Raw genomic sequence first — 26,442 nt, forward strand, 5'->3', positions numbered from 1 at the left:
GTACCGGCCTAACAGGAAGGATTAAACCTGGGTATTGGTTGGCAGTTGGGTAACCGTGGCGGTAATACCGCTGATGGGCGTCACCCGGCTGCGATGTTTGGCCAATAGGTCATGCTCAACCAGCTCTGGCGTGTAGTGAACCGGGCTCACGGTAATGAGTTTTTTAACGTAACCGATATCGTAACTGGCGCAGGCATACTCCAGCTCAGCGATCAATTTTTGTGTTTCAGGCCAGCTTAGGTGCTGTTCGGTTGCCCGCATAATCAGGGGGTGCTCCGTACCGGTAACCTGGTCGCCCACCAATAGTTCCTCATAGAGTTTCTCACCCGGGCGCAGCCCAATTTGTACGATTTCAATCTCCCCATTGGGATTGGAGGCTGTCTTTAGAGATAGCCCAGACATCCTTACCATCCGCTCCGCCAGGTTCCAGATCTTAACGGGTTCGCCCATATCCAGCACAAAAATGTCGCCCCCCTGTGCCATGGCGCTGGCCTGAATCACCAGCTGCGCGGCCTCGGGGATGGTCATAAAGTAGCGGGTAATATTTTTGTGGGTGACCGTAATTGGCCCGCCGGCTTCGATCTGTTGTTTAAATAGGGGTACCACCGAGCCGGAGGACCCTAAAACATTGCCAAATCTCACCATAGAGAGGCGGGTTAGGCAGTTGGTTGAGGCGTAAGCCTGCACCAGCAGTTCAGCCACCCGCTTACTGGCCCCCATCACGTTGGTAGGCCGCACCGCTTTATCGGTGGAGATCAGCACAAAGTTTTGTATCTCGCACTCTACGGCCGCGCGCAAACACTCCCAGGTTCCGAGCACATTATTGCGTACTCCCTCAACCAGGTTCTGCTCCACCAAGGGCACGTGTTTATAGGCCGCGGCGTGGTAGATGGTTTCCACGCTGTAGGCTTGAATGGTCTCGCGCATCTGCTTGCGATTTAAGGTGGAGCCTAAAATGGCCAGCGTACGGAGATTGGGGAAGAGGCTGGTCAGCTCCCGCTCGATTTTGTACAGGGCGAACTCATTCTGCTCGAACAGAACCAGTAGCCTGGGTTCCTCCGGTGATAGCTGTCGGCACAGCTCGCTGCCGATTGAGCCGCCGGCACCGGTAACCATCACCACCTTGCCGCGAATGCACCTATCCAACAGCTCCTGCCGTGGCGGTATTGGGTCTCGGCCCAATAGATCCTCAATTTCGATATCGCGGATATCGTTACCAGAGCTGGTGCCAAACACCAAATCCTCGACCGTGGGTACCGTCTGAATACGTACCCCCAAGTCTGCCATTCGTTCGACTACCCTTAACCGGTTGGCTTTGCTGGTGAGCCCCAAAGCCAACAGAATGGTTTTCACTCCGTACAGGTTTACCAGGTGTTTTGCCTCGCTGGGAGAGTGCACGGTAATGCCCCTGACGGTGGTGTTACGCATCTTGCAGTCGTCGTCGAGGAAGGCGATCACATCGTAGGCGCCGCTCTGTATCAGGCTGCCGGCAATCTGGTAACCGGTATGGCCGGCACCGTAGATAATGATCGGCTGCCGGGAGTTACCGGCGCTCCTGCCGCGAGTATTAAGGAAGAGATGCACAATAGAGCGCACCAGCATACGTGGTGTGCCCAGGACCACCAGGGCAATACAGCTGTAGATAAAGGGTGTCGAGCGGGGCAGGGGTATATTTCTGCCTGTGTCAGTGACGGCGATCTGAAGATTGAGGAAATAGGCGCTCACAATCAGCGATGCGGCGGATATCAGGGTGCAGATAATTACCGTGATCACCGCCTGGTGGGTCATAAAGCGCAAAATGGCCCGGTAGAGGCCAAGGCGAATAAAGCAGGTAATGGTTACCGTGGTGGTGATGGCCACCACGAGCAGGAGTTTTGGTTCAATGGGGTTGAACAGGTCGCCAACCCGCAGCAGGATAGCTGAATAGATGGCCAGCGGGATCACACATAAATCGTACGCCAATGAGATTGCGCGTTTCACCGTCCGTGGTGCAGACAAAAGTCTAATGATCAAAATCTCGAATCTCCCTGTGCGGTATCTTCACAGTTGCACCTTTTTTATAGTTGGCGGTAGCCGGGTATTATTGGTGCTATCCTTCGGTGGTACTGTGAAACCGTGCGTAATTTCGGGTGAAGTCTCTCTTTTTTTGCATAGGGAGTGGAGCTGTTGGAAATGGCAGCCCTCCTTTCCCTGGATACCTGCTCGCGGATACTAACTACTTACCGAAGACAAAGTCTCTGCAGTGTGTGCACAAGTCTATACATTAGCTGTACCTTTTCTACTTTTTTTTGCGGGAGGGGGGTGAAACCTTTCAGGGTCGTTTCACCACCGTTACTCAGTCAGCCGTTAAAACAGCTTTAATCCCCAGGGGATTCGATTGTGATGGTGAAAGGGTAATGTTAAAGTCTCGCGAAGTATGTTCTAGGCTCTTTGCCTGAGAACAACCTGGGAATGAAGAGTGGCGCAGGCCCAAACCAAGGAGGTTTTTAGTGAAGGTAATGGTTACCGGGGGCGCTGGTTTTATCGGTAGCGCCGTTGTTCGAGAACTCATCCAATCCACTCCCCACCATGTATGCAACATTGATAAGCTTACCTACGCCGGTAATCTTGAGTCTGTTGCTCCCGTAGCAAGCTCTGATCGCTACACCTTTATTCAAGCCGATATCGCCGACAAAGCCGCTATTGATGCCGCCTTTGCCAGCTTCTGCCCGGATGTAGTGATGAATCTGGCCGCAGAGAGCCACGTCGATCGCTCTATCGATGGCCCCTCAGAGTTTATGGTGACCAATATCATGGGCACCTTTACCATGTTGGAGGAGGCCAGGGCCTACTACAGCGGGCTCGACGACGACGCGAAGGCCCGTTTCCGCTTTCACCATATCTCCACCGATGAGGTATTCGGCACCCTGGGGGCCACTGGTTTCTTTACCGAAGAGACCCCCTACGCACCGAACTCACCTTACAGCGCCTCCAAGGCCTCATCGGATCACCTGGTGCGTGCCTGGCACGAGACCTACAAGCTGCCCACGGTGCAAACCAACTGCTCCAACAACTACGGCCCTTACCACTTCCCCGAGAAGTTAATCCCCCTGGTGATTCTTAATGCCCTGGAGGGCAAACCGCTGCCGGTCTATGGCGATGGCTCCCAGATACGCGATTGGCTCTATGTGGAAGACCACGCCCGGGCGCTGTTGAAGGTGGTATTCGAAGGCAAGGTCGGCGAAACCTATAACATCGGCGGCCATAACGAGAAGAAAAACCTCGAGGTGGTCACCACCATCTGTGAAATTCTCGATGAGGTACGGCCAAAATCGGGCTCCTACAAAGAGCAGATCACCTTCGTGGCCGATCGCCCCGGCCACGACCAGCGCTACGCCATTGATGCCGGCAAAATCCAGCGCGATCTGGGCTGGCAGCCGCTGGAGAGCTTTGAATCCGGCATTCGCAAAACCGTGCTCTGGTACCTGGAAAACTCCGCATGGTGCGAGGCGGTAACCCGCAACAAGTACGATCGCCAGCGCATTGGTCTGAATGCCTAGCCGGTAGATGGCCTACACTATGAACAGGCAAACCCAGTAGGGAATAGGTAAACCCATTAGGGAATAGGTAAACCCATTAAAGGATCAACGGATAACCAACATGGCAGTTCCACGTAAAGGTATTGTGCTCGCGGGCGGCTCAGGTACGCGCCTGCACCCGCTCACCCTGGGCGTCAGCAAGCAGCTGATGCCGGTCTACGACAAACCAATGATCTACTACCCCATCGCCGCACTGATGATGGCCGGTATTCAAGAGATCCTGATCATCACCACCCCCGAAGACCAGTCCCAGTTTCAAAAGCTGCTGGGCGATGGCTCCCAGTGGGGGGTGGCGTTTACCTATGTGGTGCAACCCTCACCCGATGGCCTGGCGCAAGCCTTTATTCTGGGCGAAGCCTTCCTGGCCGGCGGGCCGGCGTGTCTTATCCTGGGCGATAACATCTTTCACGGCCACGGCCTGGTGAAAACCCTGCAGCGGGTAACGGCGCAGGAGGAGGGGGCTACCGTGTTTGGTTACTGGGTTAACGACCCAGAGCGCTACGGTGTGGCCGAGTTTGACGAGAGCGGTACTGTGGTCTCTATTGAAGAGAAGCCGGCAAAACCCAAATCCAATTATGCCGTTACCGGCCTCTACTTCTACGATGAGCAGGTGGTGGAGATCGCCAAATCGCTCAAGCCCTCACCCCGGGGCGAGCTGGAGATCACCGATCTGAACAAGGTCTACCTGCAACAGGGCCAGCTGCGCATGGAAGACCTGGGCCGCGGCAGCGCCTGGCTCGATACCGGCACCCACGACTCCCTGCTTGAAGCCGGCAACTATATCGAAACCCTGGTAAAACGGCAGGGGTTGGCGGTCTGCTGCCCGGAGGAGATCGCCTATATCAACCAGTGGATCTCTACCGAGCAGCTGTTGGTGCTGGCCGATAAATTCAAAAAGACGGCCTATGGCCAATATTTGGCCAACCTACCGGAGCGCAGGTTGCAAAGTTAACCTGCCCAGTTATTGCCGCGCGGGTTTGCTTTGCTTTTGCTTAATGTCGTGAATTGGCAGGCCCTGGTATTCCAACGTTCAGTCCGTTGAGTGACCAAGTTCAAAAAAATGTGTTTTGCTCTGAGAGCTATCCGTTCACAGCTTTTTAAACTCCGATCAGTACAATTGCGGCGCTAGGCCACCAGGCGCTTTGCCTGTAGGGCGAAGTACCGGTTCCTAAAAGTGGGTTTTGCGTTTACCGGCCGGGCGGTTACAATCGCGGCTGCCCGGCAATAGTCAATGAAGGTGTCTATAATTAAGGCGTCTATAATATTAACGCTTTGTAGTATAAGTAGGCTCGGCGCTCAGTGTTGAGTGTTTATGTAGAACCAGGTAACAGACACCCGCGACACCAATGAATTTCATTTCCAAGCTTACCCAAGCGGCTAGCCGTTCAGCCCTATCGGCCCAGTCCGGCTTAGCGCATTTGCTGCTCTCTCTTAGTCACTCCCTCGTTTTTCAACTGCTCTGGCACTGTTTAGCCAGTGCTCTGCGTTGCCGCCTGACTGTAGGGCAGCGGCGATTGGCTCCTGCACTTATATTTGAACTGGGTTGCTATCTGGCGTGGAGCTTTACCAAGTACCGCCAATCTGTGGTCGATCGCCTAGTTTGCCAGGCTAAAAAGTTAAACTCGCGCTGCCAAATTGTGTCTGCTAACCCACCCTTATGGAGATTGGAGTACTCAGGTAGATCGAATCCTGGCCCATTAGTGGCTATTATGGCTGCGCTCGATGCAGAGGCATTGAAATAGCCGGTAGGTAGTGGCCGTAAATTGGGTTGAGTCCAACCAGTTGTACCAAAGGATGGTTACAAGGTTGAGGTTAGTAAAACCCACAGCGGCTAAATGAATATTGAAAGTAAACAGGAGAAGGGGCTTGGACCCGGTATACCCCACAATTAAGATGAAAATTGCCAATATTGCTCGTTTTAAAGTCGTTACCTTGCTGCTGTCCCTATGCTGTATGAATGGGGCATTTGCACAAACCGCCGCGCAAATAGAGCAGTTCAAGAGCCTAAGCCCTGCCCAGCAGGAAGCCGTGGCCCGGCAAATGGGTATCGATATCAGCGCCTTTGGTGGGCAATCCACCAATTCGCAGCCAAACATCGCCGAGCCGGTTACCCCGCGTTCAGCATTGCCCTTAACCGAGCTGCCTGAAGGGGCCCTACTCACCGACGAAGAGACGGCGCTGTTGGAGCCAGAGGAAGACGAGCCGCCCCTTAAAGCCTTTGGTTATGATCTGTTCGAGCAACCCCTGGATAGCTTCCAACCCGCCGTGGATGTACCCATTCCTGCCGACTACGTAATGGGCCCGGGCGATAGCCTGGTGGTGCAGCTCTACGGTAAAGAGAACGCCAGCTACTCCCTGGTGATTAATCGGGAAGGGCAGGTACAGTTTCCGGAGATCGGCCCCATAAACCTGGCCGGCTTAAAATTCAGCCGCGCCCAGGAGGTTATCAACCAAACCATCTCCGAGCAGATGATTGGGGTAAAAAGCTCGGTCACCATGGGCGCGCTGCGCAGTATTCGCGTGTTTGTATTGGGTGAGGTGCTGCGCCCGGGCTCCTATACCGTTAGCTCCCTCTCCACCATGACCAACGCTCTGTTTGCCTCCGGTGGTATTGATACCATCGGCTCCCTGCGCACCATTCAGCTAAAACGGGCCGGCAAGCTAATCACCACGCTCGACCTCTACGATCTATTACTCAAGGGCGATACCTCCGACGATGCCCGCCTGCTGCCAGGGGATGTGATCTTTATTCCACCGGTAGGGGTCACCGCCTCTATTGATGGTGAGGTGAAACGGCCAGGTATTTACGAACTTAAGCATGAAAAAACCATGGCTCAGTTAGTAGCCCTGGCCGGTGGCTACCTGGCCACGGCTTACCCTTCTGCTGGGCGGGTGGAGCGTATCGACAGCCTTGGCAATCGCACCGTAGTGGATGTTGATCTAACCAGTAGCGCTGGCAAGCAGGCCTCGGTGAGCAACGGCGATGCGCTGATGGTGGCCTCCATTCTGGATACCAAGGAGAACATCGTCACCCTGGAGGGCTACGTAAAACGCCCGGGTGATTTTAACTGGCGGCAAGGGCTGCGGGTGAGCGACCTGGTGCCCAGTGTTTATGCCCTGCAAAATAACCCCGATCTCTCCATTGGGGTGATCACTCGCGAAGTGCAACCCACCCGTAAGCTGGAGGTACTCTACTTTAACCTGGGCAACGCCATCCAAGCGCCGGGTTCTATCGACGACGTCGCCCTTCAGCCGCGCGATAAAGTCACCCTGTTTGGCTATGAAGAGGACCGTGGCGAAACATTGCTGGAAACCGTCGATACTCTGCAATTGCAGGCTAATAAATTAAACAAATCCAAAGTGGTGACCATTCGCGGTTATGTTCGCCACCCGGCCAAGTACCCATTACAAACCGGTGGCAATTTGGAGTCTGTTATCGCCCTGGCTGGTGGTTTAACCGAGTACGCCTATGGCCTGCAGGCGGAGATTACCCGTTACCACATAGGCGATGATGTTCGTCAAATTGTTGAGCATATTCCCGTTAACCTGGCTGGCGGTGAGATGCCAGCGCTGGAGCCGGGCGATGCCATCACCATCAAGCGTATTCCCAACTGGGTAAAACCGGAGACGGTAGTGATAGAAGGGGAGGTGCTCTTCCCCGGCGAGTACACCCTTAGCCGGGGCGAGACATTGTCGCAGGTACTGGCGCGGGCCGGAGGCTTAACCGGCTTTGCCTACGCCAAGGGGGCGGTCTTTACCCGGGAATCCTTAAAGGCGCTGGAGGCTAAACAGCTGGCCGACCTGCAAGCCAACCTGCAGGCCGATATCGCCGCGGCCGAACTGGAACAACAAAGTGCGAAGGTTGCTTCCCAGACGGTGGATGCCGAGTCCCTGTTGGATAACCTAAAAGCGGTTAAGCCCCAAGGCCGCATGGTAATCGACCTGGCTGCCATTGTGGCCGGCAAACAGTCGATAGATGTAGAGCTGGTAGATGGCGATAAACTCTTTATCCCACGCCATAAGCAGTCCATCACTGTAGTGGGTGAAGTGCAGTTCCCCACCTCTCACCTGTATGAAAAGAAACTGGATATTCGCGACTACATTGACCGCTCCGGTGGCTTTAACCTGCGCGCCGATAAGCGCCGGGTTTACGTGGTAAAAGCCAATGGCCGGGTCTTTCTGCCGGAGCGCAAAGGGTGGTTCCACCGTGGTGGGGTAAAAATAGAGGCCGGCGACACCGTGGTGGTGCCATTGAATGCCGATCGCATTGAATCGCTAACCCTCTGGACCAGTATCTCGCAAATCTTCTATCAGATTGCCTTGGGTGCAGCGGCGGTAAACAGTTTTTAATATGAAGATACTCGTGGTTGGTGCAGGTTTTTCCGGCGCAGTGGTGGCAAGAACACTGGCCGAGGCCAACCTGCGGGTAGAGGTTATCGATAAGCGCGATCATATTGCCGGTAACGCCTACGACTACTGGCACGAAAGCGGTATTCGTGTACACAAGTACGGCCCCCATATTTTCCACACCAACAATCAGCGGGTGGTGGAGTGGTTAAGCCGCTTTACCGAGTGGGTGCCTTACCAGCACAAGGTAAAAGCGATCCTCGATGATGGCCAGTATGTCACCATGCCCCCCAATCGGGAGACGGCCGAAATTGTAGGCCGGGAGAATATTGTCGATATTCTGTTTAAACCCTACACCCAAAAGATGTGGGGCTTAAACGTGGAGGAGATAGACGCCCAAGTGCTCTCCCGCGTACCCATTCGGGACGACGACAACGAACTCTATTTCCCCAACGACAGCTTTCAGGCCCTGCCCAAAGCGGGCTATACCGCGTTAATTCAAAATATTCTGGCTCACCCCAATATCACCGTCTCATTGAATACCGCTTTCGATAAGAGCATGGAGGCCAACTACCAAAAAGTATTTAACTCCATGCCCATCGATGAGTATTACGACTTCTGTTTTGGTGAGTTGCCTTACCGCTCCATTAAGTTTACCAATCAGCTTATCCACTCCCCCAGGCTTTTTCCGGTGCCCACCGTAAACTTTACCAACGATGGCTCCTACACCCGGGTAACCGAATGGAAGCTATACCCAGGCCATGGTGAGAGTAGGTATCAAACCCTGCTTACCTATGAAGAGCCGTGTGACTACAAAGAGAATAATATGGAGCGCTTTTACCCGGTAAAAGATAAATTAGGTGAAAACGCTAGGCTCTATAAGCAGTACAAAGAAATTAAAAATGAGAAAGTGGAGTTTATTGGGCGCTGTGGGCAGTATGTTTATATTGATATGCATCAGGCGGTTTCTTCGTCCCGTGTTGTGGCGGACAAATATTTAAATGGTTTATTTTAAAAGGTCATTGTTGATTTTCTATAAATTTAAAAGGAAAGATTTTCGATGTTTTCGCTTTGGTTGAAAATAATATTAAGGTATTAGTTGTTGTGTCTGCACTATTTTCTTTCGAGGCGTTTTTGATAAGTCTTTTCTGTAGAGTTGGTGTACATCGGAAATCGTTATGTTTTTGGTTGGAGATTCTGGGTTCGAAAGTGCTGACAGTGGATGAGATGATTTGACGGGTTCAGCAGATGTTTGTGTCTGTGTGAGGGTGCGATAGCTGGTTTTTTAAGTATAAATTATAAATTGGATAGGATGTTTTTGTTGCTGGTTAAAGGTCTAAATCAACACATTCTATAAATTCAACGGCAAGTAAAGAGTGACGAAATGACCGGTGAGCGTTCGGAATCAAGTGTGTGGCGCGAAGAAGTGACTGCAGATGGTGTGAGAATTTACGAGTTGGATATGCGTAAGGTTGTTACAGTTTTTTTTCAAAATATACGCGTTTTGGCTCTGGGTACTATTGGTTTTACAGCTTTCTTTATAGGTTTATCATTTTGGTTTCCAAATGTTTATAAATCTGAAATGGTCTTGGCTCCGGCAGGTTCAGATGACGCTTCTTTATTGAATTCCGTTTCTGGTCAATTTGGTGGGTTAGCGAAGATTGCTGGTTTGAATTTGTCATCTGGATTAGATCGAACAGTGGTGGCGATGGAGATTTTAAGGTCTAGAGATTTTGCCCATTCGTTCATTCAAAAACATAATATTCGTGCTGAATTAATGGCGGCTGTTGATTGGTCGGAAGAAGTTAATCAATTAGAGTACGATAGCGATGTTTACGATGTTGAACATAGTAGGTGGATAACGAAGGAGGGTGAAAAATACGAAGGAGGATTTTCCCCAGAAGATATATATGATAAGTATTTAGATGTGGTTGGCGTTAAGCAGGATCGTTTAACTGGGTTGGTGGTTGTTAGTGTAGAGTTTCTTTCGCCTGAGCATGCCAAAGAATGGGTTGGATTTCTGGTCGAAGATTTAAACGCGTATACTAGAAATCAAGATATAGCTGAATTTACTAACAATATTCTTTACTTGAAGGATAGTCTGGAAAAAAGTTCGCTTGCGGAGATTAATAGTATTTTTTATAGGCTTATTGAAGAAGAGACAAAAAAGATCATGATTGCATCCTCTAGAAAAGAGTATGTTTTCAAGGTGATTGATTCGGCAGTGATGCCTGAGAGCCCTGTGAGACCAAAACGAATTTTGTTTGCAATCGTTGGTCTGGTTTTTGGGGTTATCTGTTCGACAATATTTATTTTTTCCCGAAAAGTGGTTTTGTAATTATCTTTGGGGTGTTTTGTTTGTGGGTGAACGTCTGATTAACTGCTTCCTAATAGGAGCTCAAAAATCCGGGAGTACTTTCCTTGCTTCGCTGTTGGCTAGGCATGAAGAGATTTGTGTATCTACGCCAAAAGCCACGAATTATTTTAATACTAAGTTTAAAAAAAGCTATCAGATAACGAGTTACCAAGAGTACGTCAGTTGTTTTCAGTGCGCTGATGCCAAATGTCTGGTTGATGCGTCAGACTGTTATCACGTCGATAGTGAGGCAATGAAAAATATCCATGAGTATAATGCGAACGCGAAGGTGATCATGGTGATTAGGAATCCATTTCATATGCTTTTGTCTCTTCATCAGCATTTGATGTGGGCTGGGTATGAGAATGTTCGAGACCTAAATAAAGCATGGTCGCTTCAGTGCGATAGAGAAGGTGGCTCTATGATCCCTATGGGGTGCCCGTCAACGTCTTTCCTTATGTATAGGGATTTATGTTCTATCGGGTCGCAAGTCAATAGTTGGTGCGAGTGTTTTGGTAGTAATAATTTTCGCTTGGTTTTTCTGGATGATATTGGTCGGCACGGGAGCTCTGAGTTAAACCAGTTGTTTAAGTGGCTCGGAGTTGGTCTTGTGGATGATGGTTTTATCGATTCTAAGACTAACAACAATGAAGCTGTTGTTCAGAGGTTTCCGGGTTTAGCTTTTGTGAATAATATGGTGCCCGCCAATTTGAAGGTTTTTCTGAAGGGTAAGCTTAGAATTCTGGGGTTCGAATTGGATGGAGTATTGAGAAAGCTTAACGGGAAGGTTGCGAACTCTAATTATGAAGATTATTTGTTTTCACAAGATATAATAGAGGCTTTAAATGTCCAGATCGATCTTATTGAACGTTCAACAGGTAGAGATTTGTCTGGCTGGAAAAAGTGAAAATTTTATATCTTGAATCTAGGGAATTGTACCGACGTTTCGGTCTGAATGAATCGGGTGAAATATTTGATGGGGCTCTTTCACTTTCATTGGGGCTTTTGAGCTTATCTGATTTTGATGTTGTCGTATCAACCTTATACCACTCTCACAGTAATATTAAATGGGTCCAAAGGGCTAGGCAGTGTGGTGTATATACCGTTTTGCTGGTGGATGGTATTTATGAGTGGGCAAATTGCTTTGAGAACCCTTTCACAAAGAAAAGAAAAATATATCTCTTAGATCCGATTTATCATGATTTGGTTTTTTTGTGTGCAAGCTCTCAGGTGGTTGGATATTTATCGCTCTGTGGTGAGGATGTAAGGCATATGCTCAATAAAAGTGTTATTGATCGGGTTAAATCTGACTCTCCAATTACGGCAGCGAAGGTAGATTTTTTGGTTGCTACTGCTAATACTCCCTATTTTGATACGTATGAAAAAGAACGGTTGGTAAGTTTGTTGAGGGAAGTTAGGTTGGCTCTTGAGTGCTCTGGTTTTTCATATCTTTGTAGAATTCCAGATGAGGAGCTTCGAAGGTTGGCCGGATTCTCTGAGGAAAGTTTAGCGTTATGCGGTAGTTTTACTGAGGTTGTGCAAGAATGTTCCGCTCTAATTTCTACGCCAAGTTCAGTCTGTATGCAAGCTATGGCGCTGGGGAAGCCTGTTGCCCAGATGTGTTATAGAGATGTTCCAATGTCTTTTCAGACTGGATGGTTGATATTTGGTGGAAGTGCTATGAGTGAAACTCTTAAGAAAATGATTTCATACGATGATAGTCCCCAGAGAATGGAGTATCAGGCTTCGGTTGTTAGGGAGCATATGATGGGGCCTGAAACGCCAGAAATGTTAGAGTCCGCTATTAAGGATGCAGTATTGAGGCGTCATACACCACAGTTCTATGAACCTACTTTGGTCGATAGGTGTGATTTCTTGTGGAGGCCATTATACGAGCGTTTTATCAAGGGTACAAAACTATCCAGGTTTCTTAGGCATTAAATTGCATGGCTAAGTCATTTAGCGCTTATTTCTCTTTTCTTCTCGTGGCGTTGGTTAAGGTTGGTTCAGCTGCTGCTAATTTTCTTGTAGCGGTTGTGATTTCTAAAAAATATCCACCTGAAATTGCGGCTACCTTCTTTTTTATCCAGGCTTTCACTCTTATTGTGGTTGGGGTTAGTAAGTTAGGTTTGGATAACTACTCATTAAGGCTGGAATCTAGAATTCACCACAGCGGTCGCTTAACCTTTATTAGGGAGTCTCTCGCGGTATGTTTTTTTTCTGGGGTTTTCTTTTCTTTTTTAAGTTATGTGGGGTTGATGCTTTATCGCCCTGAAGTATATGTCGAGGGCGCAGGATTGGTTCTTCTTGTATCTCCGTGTATAGCTTGTAGTTATGTTTTGGCCTTTTTTAGTCAAGCTAGGGGGCGGTTCGTGGCTCAACATTGCTTTCTTGGGCTTGCAGCCAATTCAATATTTCTCGCGTTGGTTTTCAGTGGGTTGAATTTTGGATCTGTGTTTTGGATTTATGGCGTCTCTTGGTTTGTTGTCTTTCTATTTGGGTTTGCAGTTTATCGGGAAGATATTTTTTTAATTAAATATAAGCTGAGTATAAATAAGGTAAAAAAATTAGTTAGATATTCAACGGTTTTTTGGGGGGTCGGAATATTGTCAATGTTGATGAATTGGCTTCCAATTTTCGTTTCTGGTTTTTTGCTGCAAAACCCTGAAGAGGTTAAGGCCATAGCAATGTCCTTAAGGGCATCGTTGTTTATAGTCTTTCCGTTGTCCGTATTGGGGGCTTTATGGGCTAGGAGATTTGCCTCACTTTATAAACAGAAGCAATCTGAAAAATTGTTTAAGTTGTATATCAAGTCTACGTGTACTTCTTTATTTATGGCGATCCCCATACTTGTTGGTCTAATTGTGTTTTCTGAGGAGTTTCTTAGGTTTTGTGACGTGGATACAGTGTATTCGCCTGTATTCCGAATTATTTTAGTGTGTCAGATAATTGGTGTCGCTTGTGGTCCTATTGGATTGCTTATGAATATGATCGGTCAGGAGCGAGTTGTTTTTCTCTCTTCGCTTTTCGCTGTTTTCTTTGGTTTTTTTGTTGTTGTTATTTCTTATGGTGAAGCCGGAGTATATGGGGTGGCATATGGGGTTGTGTCAATAATATTGATATCAAATCTATTGCCTCTCGCTAGGTATCTTGCTGGTATGAAATTATCAGAAATTATTGGTCGTCAGGGGCTTAATCGTTGAAGTTGTTAGCTTTTGATCGATTCTTGTTGTTTGCGGCTGGATCTGTCTTTGCCTTGCTTTCAGTAATTAATAGCGAGTTTTTCTGGCTATTCTTACCTAAGGAGCTGTTGTCTAAGATGGCGGCAGTATTATTCTTTATTGGTATGTTTATTGTCTTTTGGGTTAATGGTGTGTCTTTTAATCCAAAGAAACGATTTTTGATATACCTGGCTGTTGCACTGTTTCTTTCATGGTTGCTTGTATTATTTTTCTTGCCATTTGTTGATCTGGGCTTTTTTGGCTTAGCTGTTAACCTCTACAGTGTTTTTGTGATACTCGGATTTTCTTTTTTAAGGTCGAGTCATCTTGCTGGGAAGTATCTCTTGTTGGGTTACTATGTTGTCGTTTTGATTGCACTTTGCTTGGTTTTGAAATTTCAGGGCGTTGTCGATTCTAGTGGGAATATTCTCGCTTTGTTCGTTGTAATTTCTTTCGTTGTATCCTTTATTTTTTCTCCAGTATTGGGTTTTTGTTCTCTGATATTTTGCTTTTTTGTGTCCTTGTCGACTGTCGCTAGGATGGGTACGGCGTTGTCGCTTGTTTCTATTGTTGTGCTCCTTGTTTATCCCCTGGTTTCGAAGGAAAAATTGCTTCTAACTGATAATTTTTCCTTATATCCAGGTGCCGTTAGTAGGTTGGTATTGCCGTCGTTGCTTTTAGTTCTGTACTTGATGTCTTTAGTCATAGCTGTTTTTTTTAGAGATAATATGGGGTTGAATTCTTTACTTACTTACAGGCCAATTCTTTGGGGGTCTGCAGTGCAGGGGCTATCGTCTACTTCAGTGTATGGTTATCTAATTCCTGCTAATTTTCTGGATGATATATCTTATCAGTCGGGTAGATTAGTGTACTCTTATTATAATTGGGAAGGAGATATTAAGTCTTATTCTTCCCATAGTTTTGTTATGGAGAATATAAATAGATGGGGGGTGTTTGGTACGGCGGCCATTTTCCTTTCCTGTTTATGGCCCGTCTACAGGTTTTCATCTCTCTGGGCTCGATTTTCAATTTTTCTAATATTGGTGAATGGTTTGGGAGCAACTGTGTTGGTAGGTACGGGTAATATGTTTGGAGTCTTGCTGCTTTTGCTTATGTGGATCGGAGCGGCATCTGATGAATCGACGCCTGAGCGTAGCGTGTGTGCGGCCAGCTAGTTAAGAAACCTGTTAAAGAGGCGGCGGCCTACGTGGTTTGTTATCAACAAAATTTTTAGTGCTTTTGGGGGAATTGCTTGAATATTCTGCATATTATTGAGTCATCAGCCACTGGAACTTTGGCGATGATGCGTTTACTTGTGAGTATTCAAGTTCGATCAGGACATAATGTTTCAGTAATATATTCAAGGAGGAAGGAAACTCCAGCTGATTTTGAGTTTTTATTTCCTGATAGTGTTCGACTTCATAATGTTCAAATGGAAACTTTATCCGAACGGCTGATTTGTTTGGCAAAGATAAGGCGTATTTTCAAGGAAGAGATGTCAAGTGTGGTTTTCATGCATTCTTCTTTTGCAGGTTTTTTGGGTCGATTCTCTTTGCTTTTTTGCGACGCTCGGTGTTACTACATTCCTCACTGTATTTCATTTATGAGGAGGGACGTTAGTTTATTTAAGCGTCTAATGTTTGTTTTTTTTGAGTGGATTGCCGCCCTGCGTCCTTCTACGTATGTGGCATGTTCCGAGAGTGAGGCGCGGGAAATACGGCGGTGGATACCGTTTGGACGGTGTGAGCTTGTTGAGAATGCTGTAGATACGGATTTATGGAAGAATGAACAGTCCTGGGGGGCAAAGAACTCGTGCGTGATTGTTAATGTTGGACAAATTCGCGCACAAAAAGCCCCGCTCTTATTTGCTGAAATAGCCAAAAAAGTTTTAGGAAATAGAAGTGATATCAAATTCATCTGGGTTGGGGATGGTGATACGGAGTTGCGTAGACATTTATGTGAAGCCGGAGTTGACGTTTGTGGATGGTTGACTCCAGCTGAGGTTAATGATGTTTTGATAAGCGCTCAGGTTTTTCTATCAACATCAAGTTGGGAAGGGATGCCAGTGGCTCCAATAGAGGCAATGTTGGCCGGGTGTATAAGTGTACTTTCCGCTTGTCCGGGGAATGTCGATATTGTCCAGGATGGTGAGACTGGATATTTATTTTCAGATGCCTCGCAAGCTGCCAAGATAATACTCAATATTTTTTCAGATGAGAGTCTAGAAGAGTCGGCACGAATTTCCGATAGGGGTAGGTCGTATTGCGAAGAGCATTATAATTTCTCTCGTTATGCTTTAGATATGGAATGTTTGATAGGTGAGTGATGTGGTTGTTTATGTTTCGCTGAACATCGGCTGTGCAATGTAATTTTACTTGGTTGGATGGTTATTTATGCTTTAGAAGCTCGCGGAAGCATATTCTTTTAAAGAGTTTTTATCAGTAGCTATCTTTGCAGCCTGTCCAAGGGGCGATAGCGTGGAGAGTTTTACACTAGTGTTAGGTCTTGATAACCACAATCTTTAAAGAATCATTATAGATATCGTAATCGCCATAATCGTTTCTCGTGAACTTAGTGGCTAACTATTCCAATGTACAGCCCTTCTATTTCCCTTGTCTTAGATAGAGATCTCTACGTTGATGATTAACCGTAAGTGCCAATAGAACTACGTTCTAAACTTGCGCATTCAAAGGTAGCAGACCGCTCGATTTGTATTGCTTAATCAGAGACTGACGTTGCCCTCATGTGTACAGTGCCATTGTTTTCTTATTAAGAAATTTATTTTGTGTGTTAAGCCGTCTGCCTATTGGTTTTTAGTTCGGGGTTGGGGCGGTGCCTACGATTCTTCGAGCTTTATTCTCAATATCTGTTGTTCTGGAACTACGTTTTGCCAACAACGGAAGTAAGGCTTTATTGTCCATGCTCGGGTTGATCGATCCAGCTTCGCATAACATTTAGAGAGTCACTGATTTCTGCGTGGGCTTCTACTTTTAGCTAGGGGGATTGATGGGATACCTAATGGGGTAGATAGAGGGTGCCTGAGGAGGTAGGTAGAGGGTGCCTGAGGAGGTAGGTAGAGGGTGCCTGAGGAGGTAGGTAGAGGGTACCTAAGGAGGTAGATAGAGGGTACCTAAGGAGGTAGATAGAGGGTACCTGATAAGGTAGGTAGGGGGTACCTGATAAGGTAGGTAGGGGGTACCTGATAAGGTAGGTAGGGGGTACCTGATAAGGTAGGCAGAGGGTACCTTATGAGGTAGACAGGAGGTACCTGATAAGGTAGGTAGGGGGTACCTGATAAGGTAGTAGGGGGGTACCTAAAAGCGCCCGTTTCGCCGCTAAAACCTCCGGGGCTTGACCTATTTCCGAACGATTTTATCTATGTTGTTTCCTTTTCGCGCCATTCTGGCGCATTACATGTCCTTCTAAGCTTGCCCGGCGTGTTACCGCGCTTTCGATTTTGTTCTTGCTGTGGGTTCTGTTTCTACGCTGCCTTCTACGTCGCTCTTTCTCTTCTTGGTACTCGTTTTTGGTGGTTTCTCGCTCGCGCCGGGGTTAAGTGCAGGAGCACTTGCAGTGAATCGCTAATCGCGACTGTGGCCAAGCCCGTTGCTCTGTCTGCAATGGGTTTGCGGCTGACCTTGGTCTTTTGTTCCTGCCCCTTGAGTCACGTGACCTAGGCCTGCCGCCTGTTTATGGAAGGCTAAGGTTGCTCAGCCGCTGCTTCCGGCGCTGTGGCGTTGTCGGTATCACCCGCTCCCGTACTGTTATCGCTGGTGCTCGGGCTGCCGCCTGGAAAGCGGCTGCTTAAATCTTCATAGATGGTGCGGGCATTGGGTTGTTCTGCCGCCGCCGCGTTGCGCATGGCACGATAGTAGATTAATGCGGTGGCATAGGCTTCACTGCCGGCCAGCAGTTTGCTGTCGGCAATATTATTGGTCATGGGCAGTACATAGCGTTCAAAGCCGGTTAGCTCATATACGGCCGCCATATCGGCATCGAACGTGGAGAGGTCTATATAGGGTGGGGTAAGTTCCGGGTACATCTCGGCGTACTCCCTTGCCTTCATTACAAAGGCGATACTCCGTTCGCCCATTTTGGGCAGTTCCATACGAGTTTTGGCGGGCAGGCTTTTTAGGTGGGGTAGCAACTTGGTGTTGAGTGTTTTCAGGGCGGCGAGTATCTCTTGTTTATCGGCCTCGGGAATGTTGAGCTGAAAGATATTGGGTTGTGGCATGGTCTTTCCTCTTTGTGAATCCTAACGGTTAAGTTTTTTTGGGCACAAAGAGTTACCACTGAGTGTTCACCGCTTCACCACCACATTGCCGCATGGCATTCACACTTCACCTCCTTGTGCGCCGCCGATAGTAATGGGCAAATTAATTCGATAGTGTGAAGTTGGTCTGTTATTGGTGGATTAATTATTTATTGGCACTTTGGCCATTTTGTTGCGGAATAATGGTTAATTTATTCACCAATTATAAAATTAAACATTTTTTTAAAAGTGACTTTGGTATCGGTTTTCTGATTGTAAAATTAAAATACCGGGTCCATACAAGCGTATTAATTTTAACGGGCGTTCCCCCCTCGGCGACTATTCCGACTGTATTTAGCCTTAAATTTATCTTTACATCGGTTTTTACCTAAAGTGATTTTGTCGTCCTTTTTCGCATGTTTGGTTTTCGGTTTAAGAGGGCAGTTAGGCTTTTTTAATCCATGGGCTTTATGGGGTAGTAGATTGGTAAAAAGATGGGTTAATAGTTGGGTTGATCGAGTGATTATCTTCCGCTTTGCTGTATGCGAAGTTGTTCACACTAAGTTGTTAAATGCCGATGCTGGTAGATTCTACAGTTAGTGAAATTGTTATACCCGAGAATTTGCATTTTAGCCCAATAATTGCTTGGCGGATTGGGGTGAACAGAAGTCTCCAGTTGGCGCCTTATTCAATACTGTTTGGTTGGGTTGGGGGTTTTTATAACCGCTTACCTCTATGTGTTATTGATGAATAGCGGTTGTTAGTTACAAAGCTGTAATTTCATTGCAATAGTATTTTACGAATTTAATGTAGCGATTCGTTACTAATATACGGCCGGCATGGAGAGGCATCCTTTTCTATACTGGGTAGTAGTTAAGGTGGTTATATCGCTTTCAATGGTTTGCCTTGTACTGAAAGCTTGGCTTTACTTAGAATGGCCGCTCAAATTAAGACGTAAGTGTTCTAATTTGTTGTTTGATAGGATATAAATGCGCCATACGCCGGCGCTCTTATAGCCAGTAGTTATTTAATTTGAAGTAAATTATGAAAGATTGGAGGTCCGGTGTTCGGTAAGGGAGTTCTGCGCGAGCATTCCGCCGCGTTAAATGGGATTTTGCGCCTGTTAGATGTTGCGATTTTGGTACTGGCCGGGCTAATTGCCCATTACATCATCTTTAATGGCTTAAAGATGACCAGCCCCTACAAAGTGGGCCTGTTAACCGCCGCTTTGACTGTTCCGGTCTTCTTCCCCGTGTTTGCTATGTACCGCGTTTGGCGGGGTTACAGCCGTGCCGAGGAGTTCCGGGCGGTGGTGATCTCGGTCACCGGCGTCTTTATGGGGTTGATTATTCTGGGTTACATCTCGGAGGTGATCGACCAGATCGACCGCCGCTGGATGGGCCTCTGGTATGTGCTGGCCATGGTGCTGCTTATTGTTGAACGCATGACCTTGCGCAACCTGCTGCGTATCTTCCGCTCCCAGGGCTACAACCAACGCCGGGTGGTGATCTTCGGCGAGGGTGAGCTGGGGCTGCATATGTTGGAGCGCATCCATCGCTCGCCTTTCCTGGGTATGCAGCTGGTGGGCTACTTCTCCGATGGCCCCAACGACTATGCCCGTGCTCGTGCCCGCTTGGTGGGCAGTACCAATATGGGTGTTAAGCTGCTTAAGCGCTTCCAGAAGGTTGATCAAATCTTAATCGCCATGCCCATGAGCCAGGCCAATAAGCTACAGGAGCTACTCGATCGCCTGCAGGATGTTCCGGTCAGTATCCGCTTTATCCCCGACATCTTTGGCTTCAGCCTGATCAACCACGGCGTCAGCACCATTGCCGGTATGCCGGCCATTAACATCAGTGTCTCGCCCATGGAGGGGGTTAACCGCCTGGTGAAGGCAGTGGAGGACAAAATTCTGGCCGCCATGATTCTGCTGATGATCTCCCCCATAATACTGGCGTTGGCCATTGGTGTACGCTTTAGCTCCCCTGGCCCCATCTTCTTCCGCCAGGAGCGGGTCAGCTGGAATGGTAAGCGCTTCTACATGTACAAATTCCGCTCTATGCCGGTGGATGTCGAAACCAAATCCGGTGCTGTGTGGGCTAAGGCCGGTGAGCAGCGTGCCACCCCTTTTGGTGCCTTCCTGCGCAAAACCTCCCTCGACGAGCTGCCCCAGTTCTGGAATGTGCTTAAGGGTGATATGTCCATCGTTGGCCCCCGCCCGGAGCGCCCCGTATTTGTGAACAAGTTTAAGGATGAAGTGCCCGGCTATATGCAGAAACATATGGTGAAGGCGGGTATTACCGGCTGGGCGCAGGTGTGCGGCTGGCGGGGCGATACCGATATCGGCAAACGCATCGAGTGCGACCTCTACTACATCGAGAACTGGTCTCTCTGGTTCGATATCAAAATTATTGTGCTTACTCTGTTTCGCGGCTTCGTTAACAAAAACGCCTATTAGTGACTCAGGGCGACAAATCTCTCGCTATACTTCCTAATATAAGGTTTCTCCGGTAGATGGCCGGAGAGACTGCAAGTTTCTATCTAAAGTTTGGGTAATCTATGACCAAGAAAGTCGCGTTAATCACTGGCGTTACCGGCCAGGATGGTTCCTATCTAGCAGAAACACTCCTCGAGAAGGGCTATGAAGTACACGGCATAAAGCGCCGGGCCTCCTCCTTCAATACCGAGCGCGTGGACCACATCTACCAGGACCCTCACGCTAACAACCGCAACTTTTACCTGCACTATGGCGATTTGACCGACACCTCCAACCTGGTGCGCATCGTTAAAGAGGTGCAGCCCGATGAGCTCTACAATCTTGGTGCACAAAGCCATGTGGCGGTCTCTTTCGAATCACCTGAGTACACGGCCGATACCGATGCCATCGGTTCTTTAAGGTTATTGGAAGCTATCCGTTTTCTGGGGTTGGAGAAGAAGACCCGCTACTACCAGGCCTCTACCTCCGAACTTTACGGCCTGGTGCAGGAGACCCCTCAGCGGGAGACCACCCCTTTCTACCCCCGCTCTCCCTATGCCGTGGCCAAGCTGTATGCCTACTGGATTACCGTTAACTACCGCGAAGCCTATGGCATGTACGCCTGTAACGGCGTGCTCTTTAACCACGAATCTCCGCGCCGGGGGGAAACCTTTGTTACCCGTAAAATTACCCGTGGTATTGCCCGTATCTCCCAGGGGCTGCAAGAGTGCCTCTATATGGGTAACCTCAATGCACTGCGCGACTGGGGCCATGCCAAAGACTATGTGGAGATGCAGTGGTTGATGCTGCAGCAGGAACAGCCCGACGACTTTGTCATTGCCACCGGTGTGCAATTCAGTGTGCGCGAGTTTATTGATCGCGCGGCCAAAGAAGTAGGCCTGCGCCTGGAGTGGAGCGGCAGTGGTGCTGAAGAGATGGGTACTGTGGTTGAGCAAGCCGATGCCACCCTGCCAATTAACCTGGTAGGCAAAACCATCGTACGGGTCGACCCACGCTACTACCGCCCAGCGGAGGTGGAAACCTTGCTGGGTGACCCCACCAAAGCCAAAGAGAAGTTGGGCTGGGTACCTAAAATCTCACTGGCCGAGATGATCACCGAGATGATGGAGGTGGACGTTGGCCTGGCCAAGCGGGATGCCCTGGTGACCAAGCACGGCTATCAAGCCTATTCGTTTGACGAGTAAGCGCCATGCTGGATAAACAAGCCAAAATCTACATAGCCGGCCACCGCGGTATGGTGGGCTCGGCCATCCACTCCCAGCTGACTGCGGCGGGTTTTCAAAACCTGGTGGTGCGCACCCACGCCGAGCTGGACCTGATCAACCAGGCTGCGGTCAGTGAGTTTTTTCAGGCGGAAAAGCCTGAATACGTTTACCTGGCGGCGGCCAAGGTGGGCGGTATTCATGCCAATAACAGCTACCCGGCGGAGTTCATCTATCAAAACCTGATGATGGAAGCCAATATTATCCACTCTGCCTATCAGACGGGTGTTAAGCGCCTGCTCTTTTTGGGGAGCTCTTGTATCTACCCAAAGCTGGCCAAGCAGCCGATGGCGGAAGGGGAGCTGTTAAGCGGCAAGCTGGAACCCACCAACGAGCCCTACGCCCTGGCGAAAATTGCCGGCATTAAGCTGTGTGAGTCTTACCATCGCCAATACGGGTGCGATTACCGCTCGGTAATGCCGACTAACCTCTATGGCCCCAACGATAACTTCCACCCGGAAAACAGCCATGTGATTCCCGCGCTTTTGCGCCGCTTTCACGAGGCAAAACTGGCTGCCCAGCCGGTGGTGGAGATTTGGGGCAGTGGTAAACCCATGCGCGAATTTTTGCATGTGGATGATATGGCCTCGGCCTGCGTGCACGTGATGGCCTTGGCTGGTGACGACTATTGGGGCCGGGTGGACCCTATGTGTTCCCACGTCAATATCGGTTTCGGCAGCGATGTGACCATTGCCGAGCTGGCCCACACCGTTAAAGCGGTGGTCGGTTTTGATGGCGATATCACCTTCAATACCGAAATGCCGGACGGCACCCCGAAAAAACTGATGGACTCCAGCCTTTTGCAGAGCTTGGGTTGGCAGCCCAAATTTGGCTTGGCGGAGGGCCTCGCCAACGCTTATGAGTGGTACCTTGCCAATCAATCGACTGTGCGTGGTTAAAAATTAGCCGGTCTGGCAGGCAGCGTTGTTGCTGCCTGTTGCTCTGCCTCGGCTCGCGCCAGCCTCTCCCTCCCGCTGTTAGCCATTTTTAACTTAACGCTACCGCCCATATCATGCCTGTGGCAGAACCCTTATAATCCCCCCCTTTGGTTATAGGTGGGCTGTTGCCGCCCCTATGTTCACCTGCTAAACAGCAGGTGATGCCTCTCTGGTTTGTTTGCCAAGTCAAAACACCACACGGATGTGCCTGCCTACGCAGTTTGGTTCATGTGCGCTCAGTCATCGCGAAGAGCATCGCCTTGGTGATACATTGGGCCCCCGAAATTGGTCTCGATATCCGTTTCGTTGCCGTATAAATAAGCTTTTATAGAAGAGAAAAGAGAAGCTAATAGATGTATGCCGCTATACTGTTATGGCCGCCGCAGAGTGATATTGGCTGGGCTTGATTAAATGAGAATAGGTCAACTGATCAGCGTTATCTGGGAAAAATCCCGGCTAAATCTTAAATCCGAGGCTTCCACCAACTATCTCAGCTACGCCTGGTGGTTTCTGGAGCCGATCATCCAAATGCTCTGTTACTACACAGTTTTTGAGCTGCTGTTGAATCGCGGTGGCCCGGGCTACGTGGAATTTCTGTTGGTGGGTTTGGTGCCCTGGTTGTGGTTTGCCCGTACGGTCAATCAGGCCTCTAATAGTTTGATTAATGGCCGCGGCATGATGAATCAGTTGGATATTCCCAAGCTGTTTTTCCCCGTGGTGATTGTTGTGCAGTGTTCGGTAAAGCAGTTGTTGGTGGTGGCTGTGCTACTGCTCTTTTTGGTGTTGGTGGGTAAACCCTTTAGCCTGCACTGGTTGGCATTAATCCCTCTGTTGCTTGTTCAGTTCCTTTTGATTATCCCCTTTGCTCTGGTGACCTCCCTCGCGGTGGCCTACGTTGCTGATTTAAAGCATGTGATTCCCACCGCGATACAGTTTATGTTTTTTGCCAGTGGTATCTTCTTCAATATCAACGATATCTCCACCCGCTACGTCGATCTATTCCTGCTCAACCCGATGGCCGGTTTGGTTGTTTCCTATCGCGAGGCTGTATTGAACAACAGTTGGCCCGACTGGTCATACCTGGCGATTATCGCCCTGTGTAGCGTGCTGGTTCTGCTGCTTATGGTGGTGCTTTTTCAGCGCGCCGATAAAAGTATCGCCCGCTTGGTACAGGAGTAGAGAACGTGAGTGTGATTATCTCCCTGGAGCAGGTGGGCGTGCGTTATCGAACGCGTAAGTCGCTTTTTCGCCACGACTACTATGATGCTCTGTCGGACGTGAGCTTTGAGGTGCACCGTGGTGAGACCCTGGGCATTGTTGGTAACAATGGTGCGGGTAAATCAACCTTGTTAAAGGTGCTGTCTGGCATTTATAAACCTGACTCCGGCCGTATTGTCAGCTCGGCCAGAAAGACCTCGCTCTTAGCCTTGCAGGCTGGCTTTGACCCAAACCTAAATGGCCGTGATAACGCCGTTCTGATGGGCATGTTGATGGGCTACAGCCGGGCGCAGGTCTATGCCGAACTCGACAATATTGAAGAATACGCCGAATTGGGTGATTTCTTTTACCAGCCCATTAAAACCTACTCTACCGGTATGCGGGCCAGGTTGGGATTTTCCACCACCAGTTTTTTGCGCCCCGAGGTGCTGCTGGTGGATGAGGTGCTTGGTGTTGGTGATAAAGGCTTCAAAGCCAAGGCGACGGCAACCGTCCAGGATTTTATCCGCTCCGATCAAACGGTGATTATTGTTTCCCACTCGGAGCAGACCATCAACAATTTATGTGACCGGGTGGTGGAGCTGGAGAAGGGGCGAGTTATTAAGTTGGAATCGCTTAAATAGTTTTCGTTACAAGGTTTAATTTGGTACACAATGGCTACCGTTTATTTTCATATTGGTTCACCCAAAACTGCCACATCCACCATTCAAACAGTTTTTTCCAAGAAAGGCTCAAAATTATTAAAGCAGGGTGTGCTCTATCCAAAATCCTGCCAGGGGGGGAATGCCCATCACAGCCTGGTTTGCGATATGGTAGAGAAACATCGCGACCATAAAATGGCCGATTTCTGGTACGGCGGGGTGACTCGGGGGGCTTCCTGGGAGCTGTTGCGCCAGGAGATGGAGAAAAATCCTCAAGCAGACCGCGTTGTAGTCAGTACCGAGCTTTTTTTCGCCCAGGTAAATAGTGTGCACAATGTGTTTCGCCACATGCTGGATGAGCTGCCTGGCCATAACATAAAAATTGTTGCCTATCTTCGTCGTCAGGATCAGTTCTACAGCTCGTTTTACAATCAGGATGTAAAAGGCATGCGCATGTGGCACAAAAGTGCCGATGAGTTTTATAACACCCACCAGGTATTTACCAAAAACTATTACCAGATATTAAAGGCCTGGGCCGATGTTTTTGGTAGTGACAATATTATTGTTCGGCCATTTGTGACCTCTTGCCTGGTTGGCAATGACATCGTCACTGATATGGCCGCTATTGTTGGCGCAGAGGGTCTGCACTCCGGTAGTGTCAATGAGAATGATGCCCTGGGTATGACCCAGCTAGCAATCAAGCGCGCGATGAATCGGTTGTGTAAAAACAAGGATCATAACGAGCAGCTACTTGAGGTCATCAAAAAATTGGTGGTGGAGGAGCGGGTTAAGAATACCTGGTATACCAATCGCAAAACCTACGGCCACTATCGCAGCCAGTGGGAACGTACCAATAAAAAAATAGAGGCGGAGTTCTGTGGTGGCGAACCGCTCTTTGCAGATGGGTTTCCCAAGGCTGTCGATATGGCGTTGGCGGAAGAGAATCGGGATATTCTGGTTAATTTTGTGACTGGAGTTAGTAAGTTGATTGGCTCTAAAAAAGAGTCAGATTTCTACAGGTTGTTAGCGCAGTCCGCACTGTTGATTGCATTGGAGTACGGTTTTTACGAAGAGATTGATTCGACAGTTAAGGCAGGATTGGTTGCTGGCTGCGGTTAGTTAACGTTTATGGCAAGGGTGAAACGAATGTTTTTCTTTAAAAATAAAAAGAAAAAAGCCGTGATGGGAGCGGTAGAGAATACTCTCTGGGTTGATCAGCCCGACGCAGAGAAGGTGTTGTCCGAGCGCGGCTACGAGCAGTGGTTGCAGGAGCAGCTGGCGTTTTTTCTGGAGCATGGTTATGTTATTTTGAACCAAGAGGTCGCGCCAGAATTGTGTGATGCTATTGTCAAAGATGCCCACGCGGTATTCGAGCGGCCAGATCAGTTTATTGTTCGCAAGCTGGGTAAATATTTTAATGCTCGTGGTCTGGAGGGGCAGCTAACCACCGGTGACCGTATTATTGATTTGTATGGTTGCTCAGCCAATGCCCGGAGTGCGGTATATACCCCACGTGTTGCGCAATTTTTACAGGCGGTGTTTCAGGAGCCGGCCTTGGCTATGCAGGAGCTCTATTTTGAGTACGGCTCACAACAGGCTATGCACCAGGATACCGCCTATGTTATCTCCCAATCACCGCTTTCGCTGCTGGCTACCTGGATCGCCTTAGACGATATCGAACCGGGCAGTGGCGAATTGATGTATTACCCCGGCAGCCATCGCTTCGAGCCTTTTCTATTTAATGGTGAAACCCGTGGCTGGAATAAACAGGTGCACGGTGATGAGCAGCATGGCCGTTTTCTACAACAGCTGCATGATCAGGCTGCCGTTAAAGGTATTACCAAGAAAACCTTTCATGCTAAAAAAGGTGATGTGCTTATCTGGCATGCGGATTTGGCCCACGGTGGTGAACGGCGGGTAAACAGTAGCACACGCAGAAGCCTGGTTACTCACTTTGCACCGCAATCGATTCGGCCCAAGTATTCAGAAGTGGTGGGCAAAGCCTATTTTGAGTATCCACACCCAAGCGGTCACTACTTCACCTCCCGCCACTATCAACTGCGCGATCTGGCAAACCAAGAGGTGGCGGGAGTCTATTACAACCCGGCGCTGTAGCCCTATCGCCGGCGTTA

Annotated in this window: 19 protein-coding genes; 17 read left to right on the forward strand and 2 right to left on the reverse strand. The window is 48.8% G+C overall.

All coding sequences use genetic code 11. From position 1 onward, the window contains the following. Nucleotides 1-21: 21 nt before the first annotated feature. Nucleotides 22-1,962, reverse strand: a complete 1,941-nt coding sequence (locus SBL51_RS14495) for a nucleoside-diphosphate sugar epimerase/dehydratase (protein WP_317931739.1) — start codon at nt 1,960-1,962, stop codon at nt 22-24. Between the two features lie 536 nt (nt 1,963-2,498). On the opposite strand from SBL51_RS14495, the gene rfbB reads away from it, so the two are divergent. The 10 genes from rfbB (at nt 2,499) to SBL51_RS14545 (ending at nt 15,828) form a co-directional block, all read left to right on the forward strand. After that, nucleotides 2,499-3,539: a dTDP-glucose 4,6-dehydratase gene (rfbB, locus tag SBL51_RS14500; RefSeq protein WP_317931776.1), complete on the forward strand. Its 1,041-nt coding sequence runs from the start codon at nt 2,499-2,501 to the stop codon at nt 3,537-3,539. A 100-nt stretch (nt 3,540-3,639) separates the two neighbouring features. Further along, entirely contained in the window at nt 3,640-4,530 is an 891-nt protein-coding gene (rfbA, locus tag SBL51_RS14505) for a glucose-1-phosphate thymidylyltransferase RfbA (RefSeq protein ID WP_317931740.1), read from the forward strand. A 914-nt stretch (nt 4,531-5,444) separates the two neighbouring features. Further along, entirely contained in the window at nt 5,445-7,928 is a 2,484-nt protein-coding gene (locus SBL51_RS14510) for an SLBB domain-containing protein (RefSeq protein ID WP_317931742.1), read from the forward strand. 1 nt (nt 7,929) lies between these two features. Further along, nucleotides 7,930-8,940: a UDP-galactopyranose mutase gene (locus tag SBL51_RS14515; RefSeq protein WP_317931743.1), complete on the forward strand. Its 1,011-nt coding sequence runs from the start codon at nt 7,930-7,932 to the stop codon at nt 8,938-8,940. 369 nt (nt 8,941-9,309) lie between these two features. Continuing rightward, on the forward strand, nt 9,310-10,263 hold the full coding sequence (locus SBL51_RS14520; protein WP_317931744.1) for a GNVR domain-containing protein: 954 nt from the start codon (nt 9,310-9,312) through the stop codon (nt 10,261-10,263). A 22-nt stretch (nt 10,264-10,285) separates the two neighbouring features. Continuing rightward, complete coding sequence (locus SBL51_RS14525) at nt 10,286-11,188, forward strand: sulfotransferase domain-containing protein (RefSeq protein WP_317931746.1); 903 nt, start codon at nt 10,286-10,288, stop codon at nt 11,186-11,188. Then, nucleotides 11,185-12,222: a hypothetical protein gene (locus SBL51_RS14530; RefSeq protein ID WP_317931747.1), complete on the forward strand. Its 1,038-nt coding sequence runs from the start codon at nt 11,185-11,187 to the stop codon at nt 12,220-12,222. The genes SBL51_RS14525 and SBL51_RS14530 overlap by 4 nt, the downstream gene beginning before the upstream one ends. A 5-nt stretch (nt 12,223-12,227) precedes the next feature. Then, nucleotides 12,228-13,484 carry a hypothetical protein gene (locus SBL51_RS14535; protein WP_317931748.1) on the forward strand — a complete coding sequence of 419 codons (1,257 nt, stop codon included), beginning with the start codon at nt 12,228-12,230 and terminating at the stop codon, nt 13,482-13,484. Then, nucleotides 13,481-14,677: a hypothetical protein gene (locus SBL51_RS14540; RefSeq protein WP_317931749.1), complete on the forward strand. Its 1,197-nt coding sequence runs from the start codon at nt 13,481-13,483 to the stop codon at nt 14,675-14,677. The genes SBL51_RS14535 and SBL51_RS14540 overlap by 4 nt, the downstream gene beginning before the upstream one ends. A gap of 77 nt (nt 14,678-14,754) precedes the next feature. Next, a complete protein-coding gene (locus SBL51_RS14545) occupies nt 14,755-15,828 on the forward strand; it encodes a glycosyltransferase (RefSeq protein WP_317931750.1) in 1,074 nt (357 codons plus the stop codon). Nucleotides 15,829-17,202: 1,374 nt separating this feature from the next. Here SBL51_RS14545 and SBL51_RS14550 read toward each other — a convergent pair. After that, nucleotides 17,203-17,736, reverse strand: a complete 534-nt coding sequence (locus SBL51_RS14550) for a hypothetical protein (RefSeq protein WP_317931752.1) — start codon at nt 17,734-17,736, stop codon at nt 17,203-17,205. Nucleotides 17,737-18,817: 1,081 nt separating this feature from the next. Between SBL51_RS14550 and SBL51_RS14555 the strand changes: the two genes are divergently transcribed. The 7 genes from SBL51_RS14555 to SBL51_RS14585 all read left to right on the forward strand — a co-directional run bounded on the left by SBL51_RS14555 (nt 18,818) and on the right by SBL51_RS14585 (nt 26,425). Then, entirely contained in the window at nt 18,818-20,212 is a 1,395-nt protein-coding gene (locus tag SBL51_RS14555; protein ID WP_317931754.1) for an undecaprenyl-phosphate glucose phosphotransferase, read from the forward strand. A gap of 101 nt (nt 20,213-20,313) precedes the next feature. Further along, nucleotides 20,314-21,435 (forward strand): GDP-mannose 4,6-dehydratase, encoded by a 1,122-nt coding sequence (gmd, locus tag SBL51_RS14560; protein ID WP_317931755.1) that lies wholly within the window; start codon nt 20,314-20,316, stop codon nt 21,433-21,435. A 5-nt stretch (nt 21,436-21,440) separates the two neighbouring features. Next, nucleotides 21,441-22,412 (forward strand): GDP-L-fucose synthase, encoded by a 972-nt coding sequence (fcl, locus tag SBL51_RS14565; RefSeq protein WP_317931756.1) that lies wholly within the window; start codon nt 21,441-21,443, stop codon nt 22,410-22,412. Nucleotides 22,413-22,862: 450 nt separating this feature from the next. Then, nucleotides 22,863-23,630 (forward strand): ABC transporter permease, encoded by a 768-nt coding sequence (locus tag SBL51_RS14570; RefSeq protein ID WP_317931757.1) that lies wholly within the window; start codon nt 22,863-22,865, stop codon nt 23,628-23,630. A 5-nt stretch (nt 23,631-23,635) separates the two neighbouring features. Further along, nucleotides 23,636-24,292 (forward strand): ABC transporter ATP-binding protein, encoded by a 657-nt coding sequence (locus SBL51_RS14575; protein WP_317931758.1) that lies wholly within the window; start codon nt 23,636-23,638, stop codon nt 24,290-24,292. Between the two features lie 186 nt (nt 24,293-24,478). Next, nucleotides 24,479-25,429, forward strand: coding sequence for a hypothetical protein (locus SBL51_RS14580; RefSeq protein ID WP_317931759.1), 951 nt, complete (start codon nt 24,479-24,481; stop codon nt 25,427-25,429). A 27-nt stretch (nt 25,430-25,456) separates the two neighbouring features. Then, nucleotides 25,457-26,425 (forward strand): phytanoyl-CoA dioxygenase family protein, encoded by a 969-nt coding sequence (locus tag SBL51_RS14585; RefSeq protein WP_317931760.1) that lies wholly within the window; start codon nt 25,457-25,459, stop codon nt 26,423-26,425. The last annotated feature ends 17 nt before the right edge of the window (nt 26,426-26,442 follow it).

The organism is Halioxenophilus sp. WMMB6 (genome assembly GCF_033283405.1).
Taxonomy (GTDB): Bacteria; Pseudomonadota; Gammaproteobacteria; order Pseudomonadales; family Cellvibrionaceae; genus Halioxenophilus.

Coding starts and splice junctions, on each gene's coding strand:
- rfbB (WP_317931776.1), top strand. CDS start 2,499: ATGGTTACCGGGGGCGCTGGTTTTATCGGTAGCGCCGTTGTTCGAGAA.
- rfbA (WP_317931740.1), top strand. CDS start 3,640: ATGGCAGTTCCACGTAAAGGTATTGTGCTCGCGGGCGGCTCAGGTACG.
- SBL51_RS14515 (WP_317931743.1), top strand. CDS start 7,930: ATGAAGATACTCGTGGTTGGTGCAGGTTTTTCCGGCGCAGTGGTGGCA.
- SBL51_RS14520 (WP_317931744.1), top strand. CDS start 9,310: ATGACCGGTGAGCGTTCGGAATCAAGTGTGTGGCGCGAAGAAGTGACT.
- SBL51_RS14535 (WP_317931748.1), top strand. CDS start 12,228: ATGGCTAAGTCATTTAGCGCTTATTTCTCTTTTCTTCTCGTGGCGTTG.
- SBL51_RS14550 (WP_317931752.1), bottom strand. CDS start 17,736: ATGCCACAACCCAATATCTTTCAGCTCAACATTCCCGAGGCCGATAAA.
- gmd (WP_317931755.1), top strand. CDS start 20,314: ATGACCAAGAAAGTCGCGTTAATCACTGGCGTTACCGGCCAGGATGGT.
- fcl (WP_317931756.1), top strand. CDS start 21,441: ATGCTGGATAAACAAGCCAAAATCTACATAGCCGGCCACCGCGGTATG.
- SBL51_RS14570 (WP_317931757.1), top strand. CDS start 22,863: ATGAGAATAGGTCAACTGATCAGCGTTATCTGGGAAAAATCCCGGCTA.
- SBL51_RS14580 (WP_317931759.1), top strand. CDS start 24,479: ATGGTAGAGAAACATCGCGACCATAAAATGGCCGATTTCTGGTACGGC.
- SBL51_RS14585 (WP_317931760.1), top strand. CDS start 25,457: ATGTTTTTCTTTAAAAATAAAAAGAAAAAAGCCGTGATGGGAGCGGTA.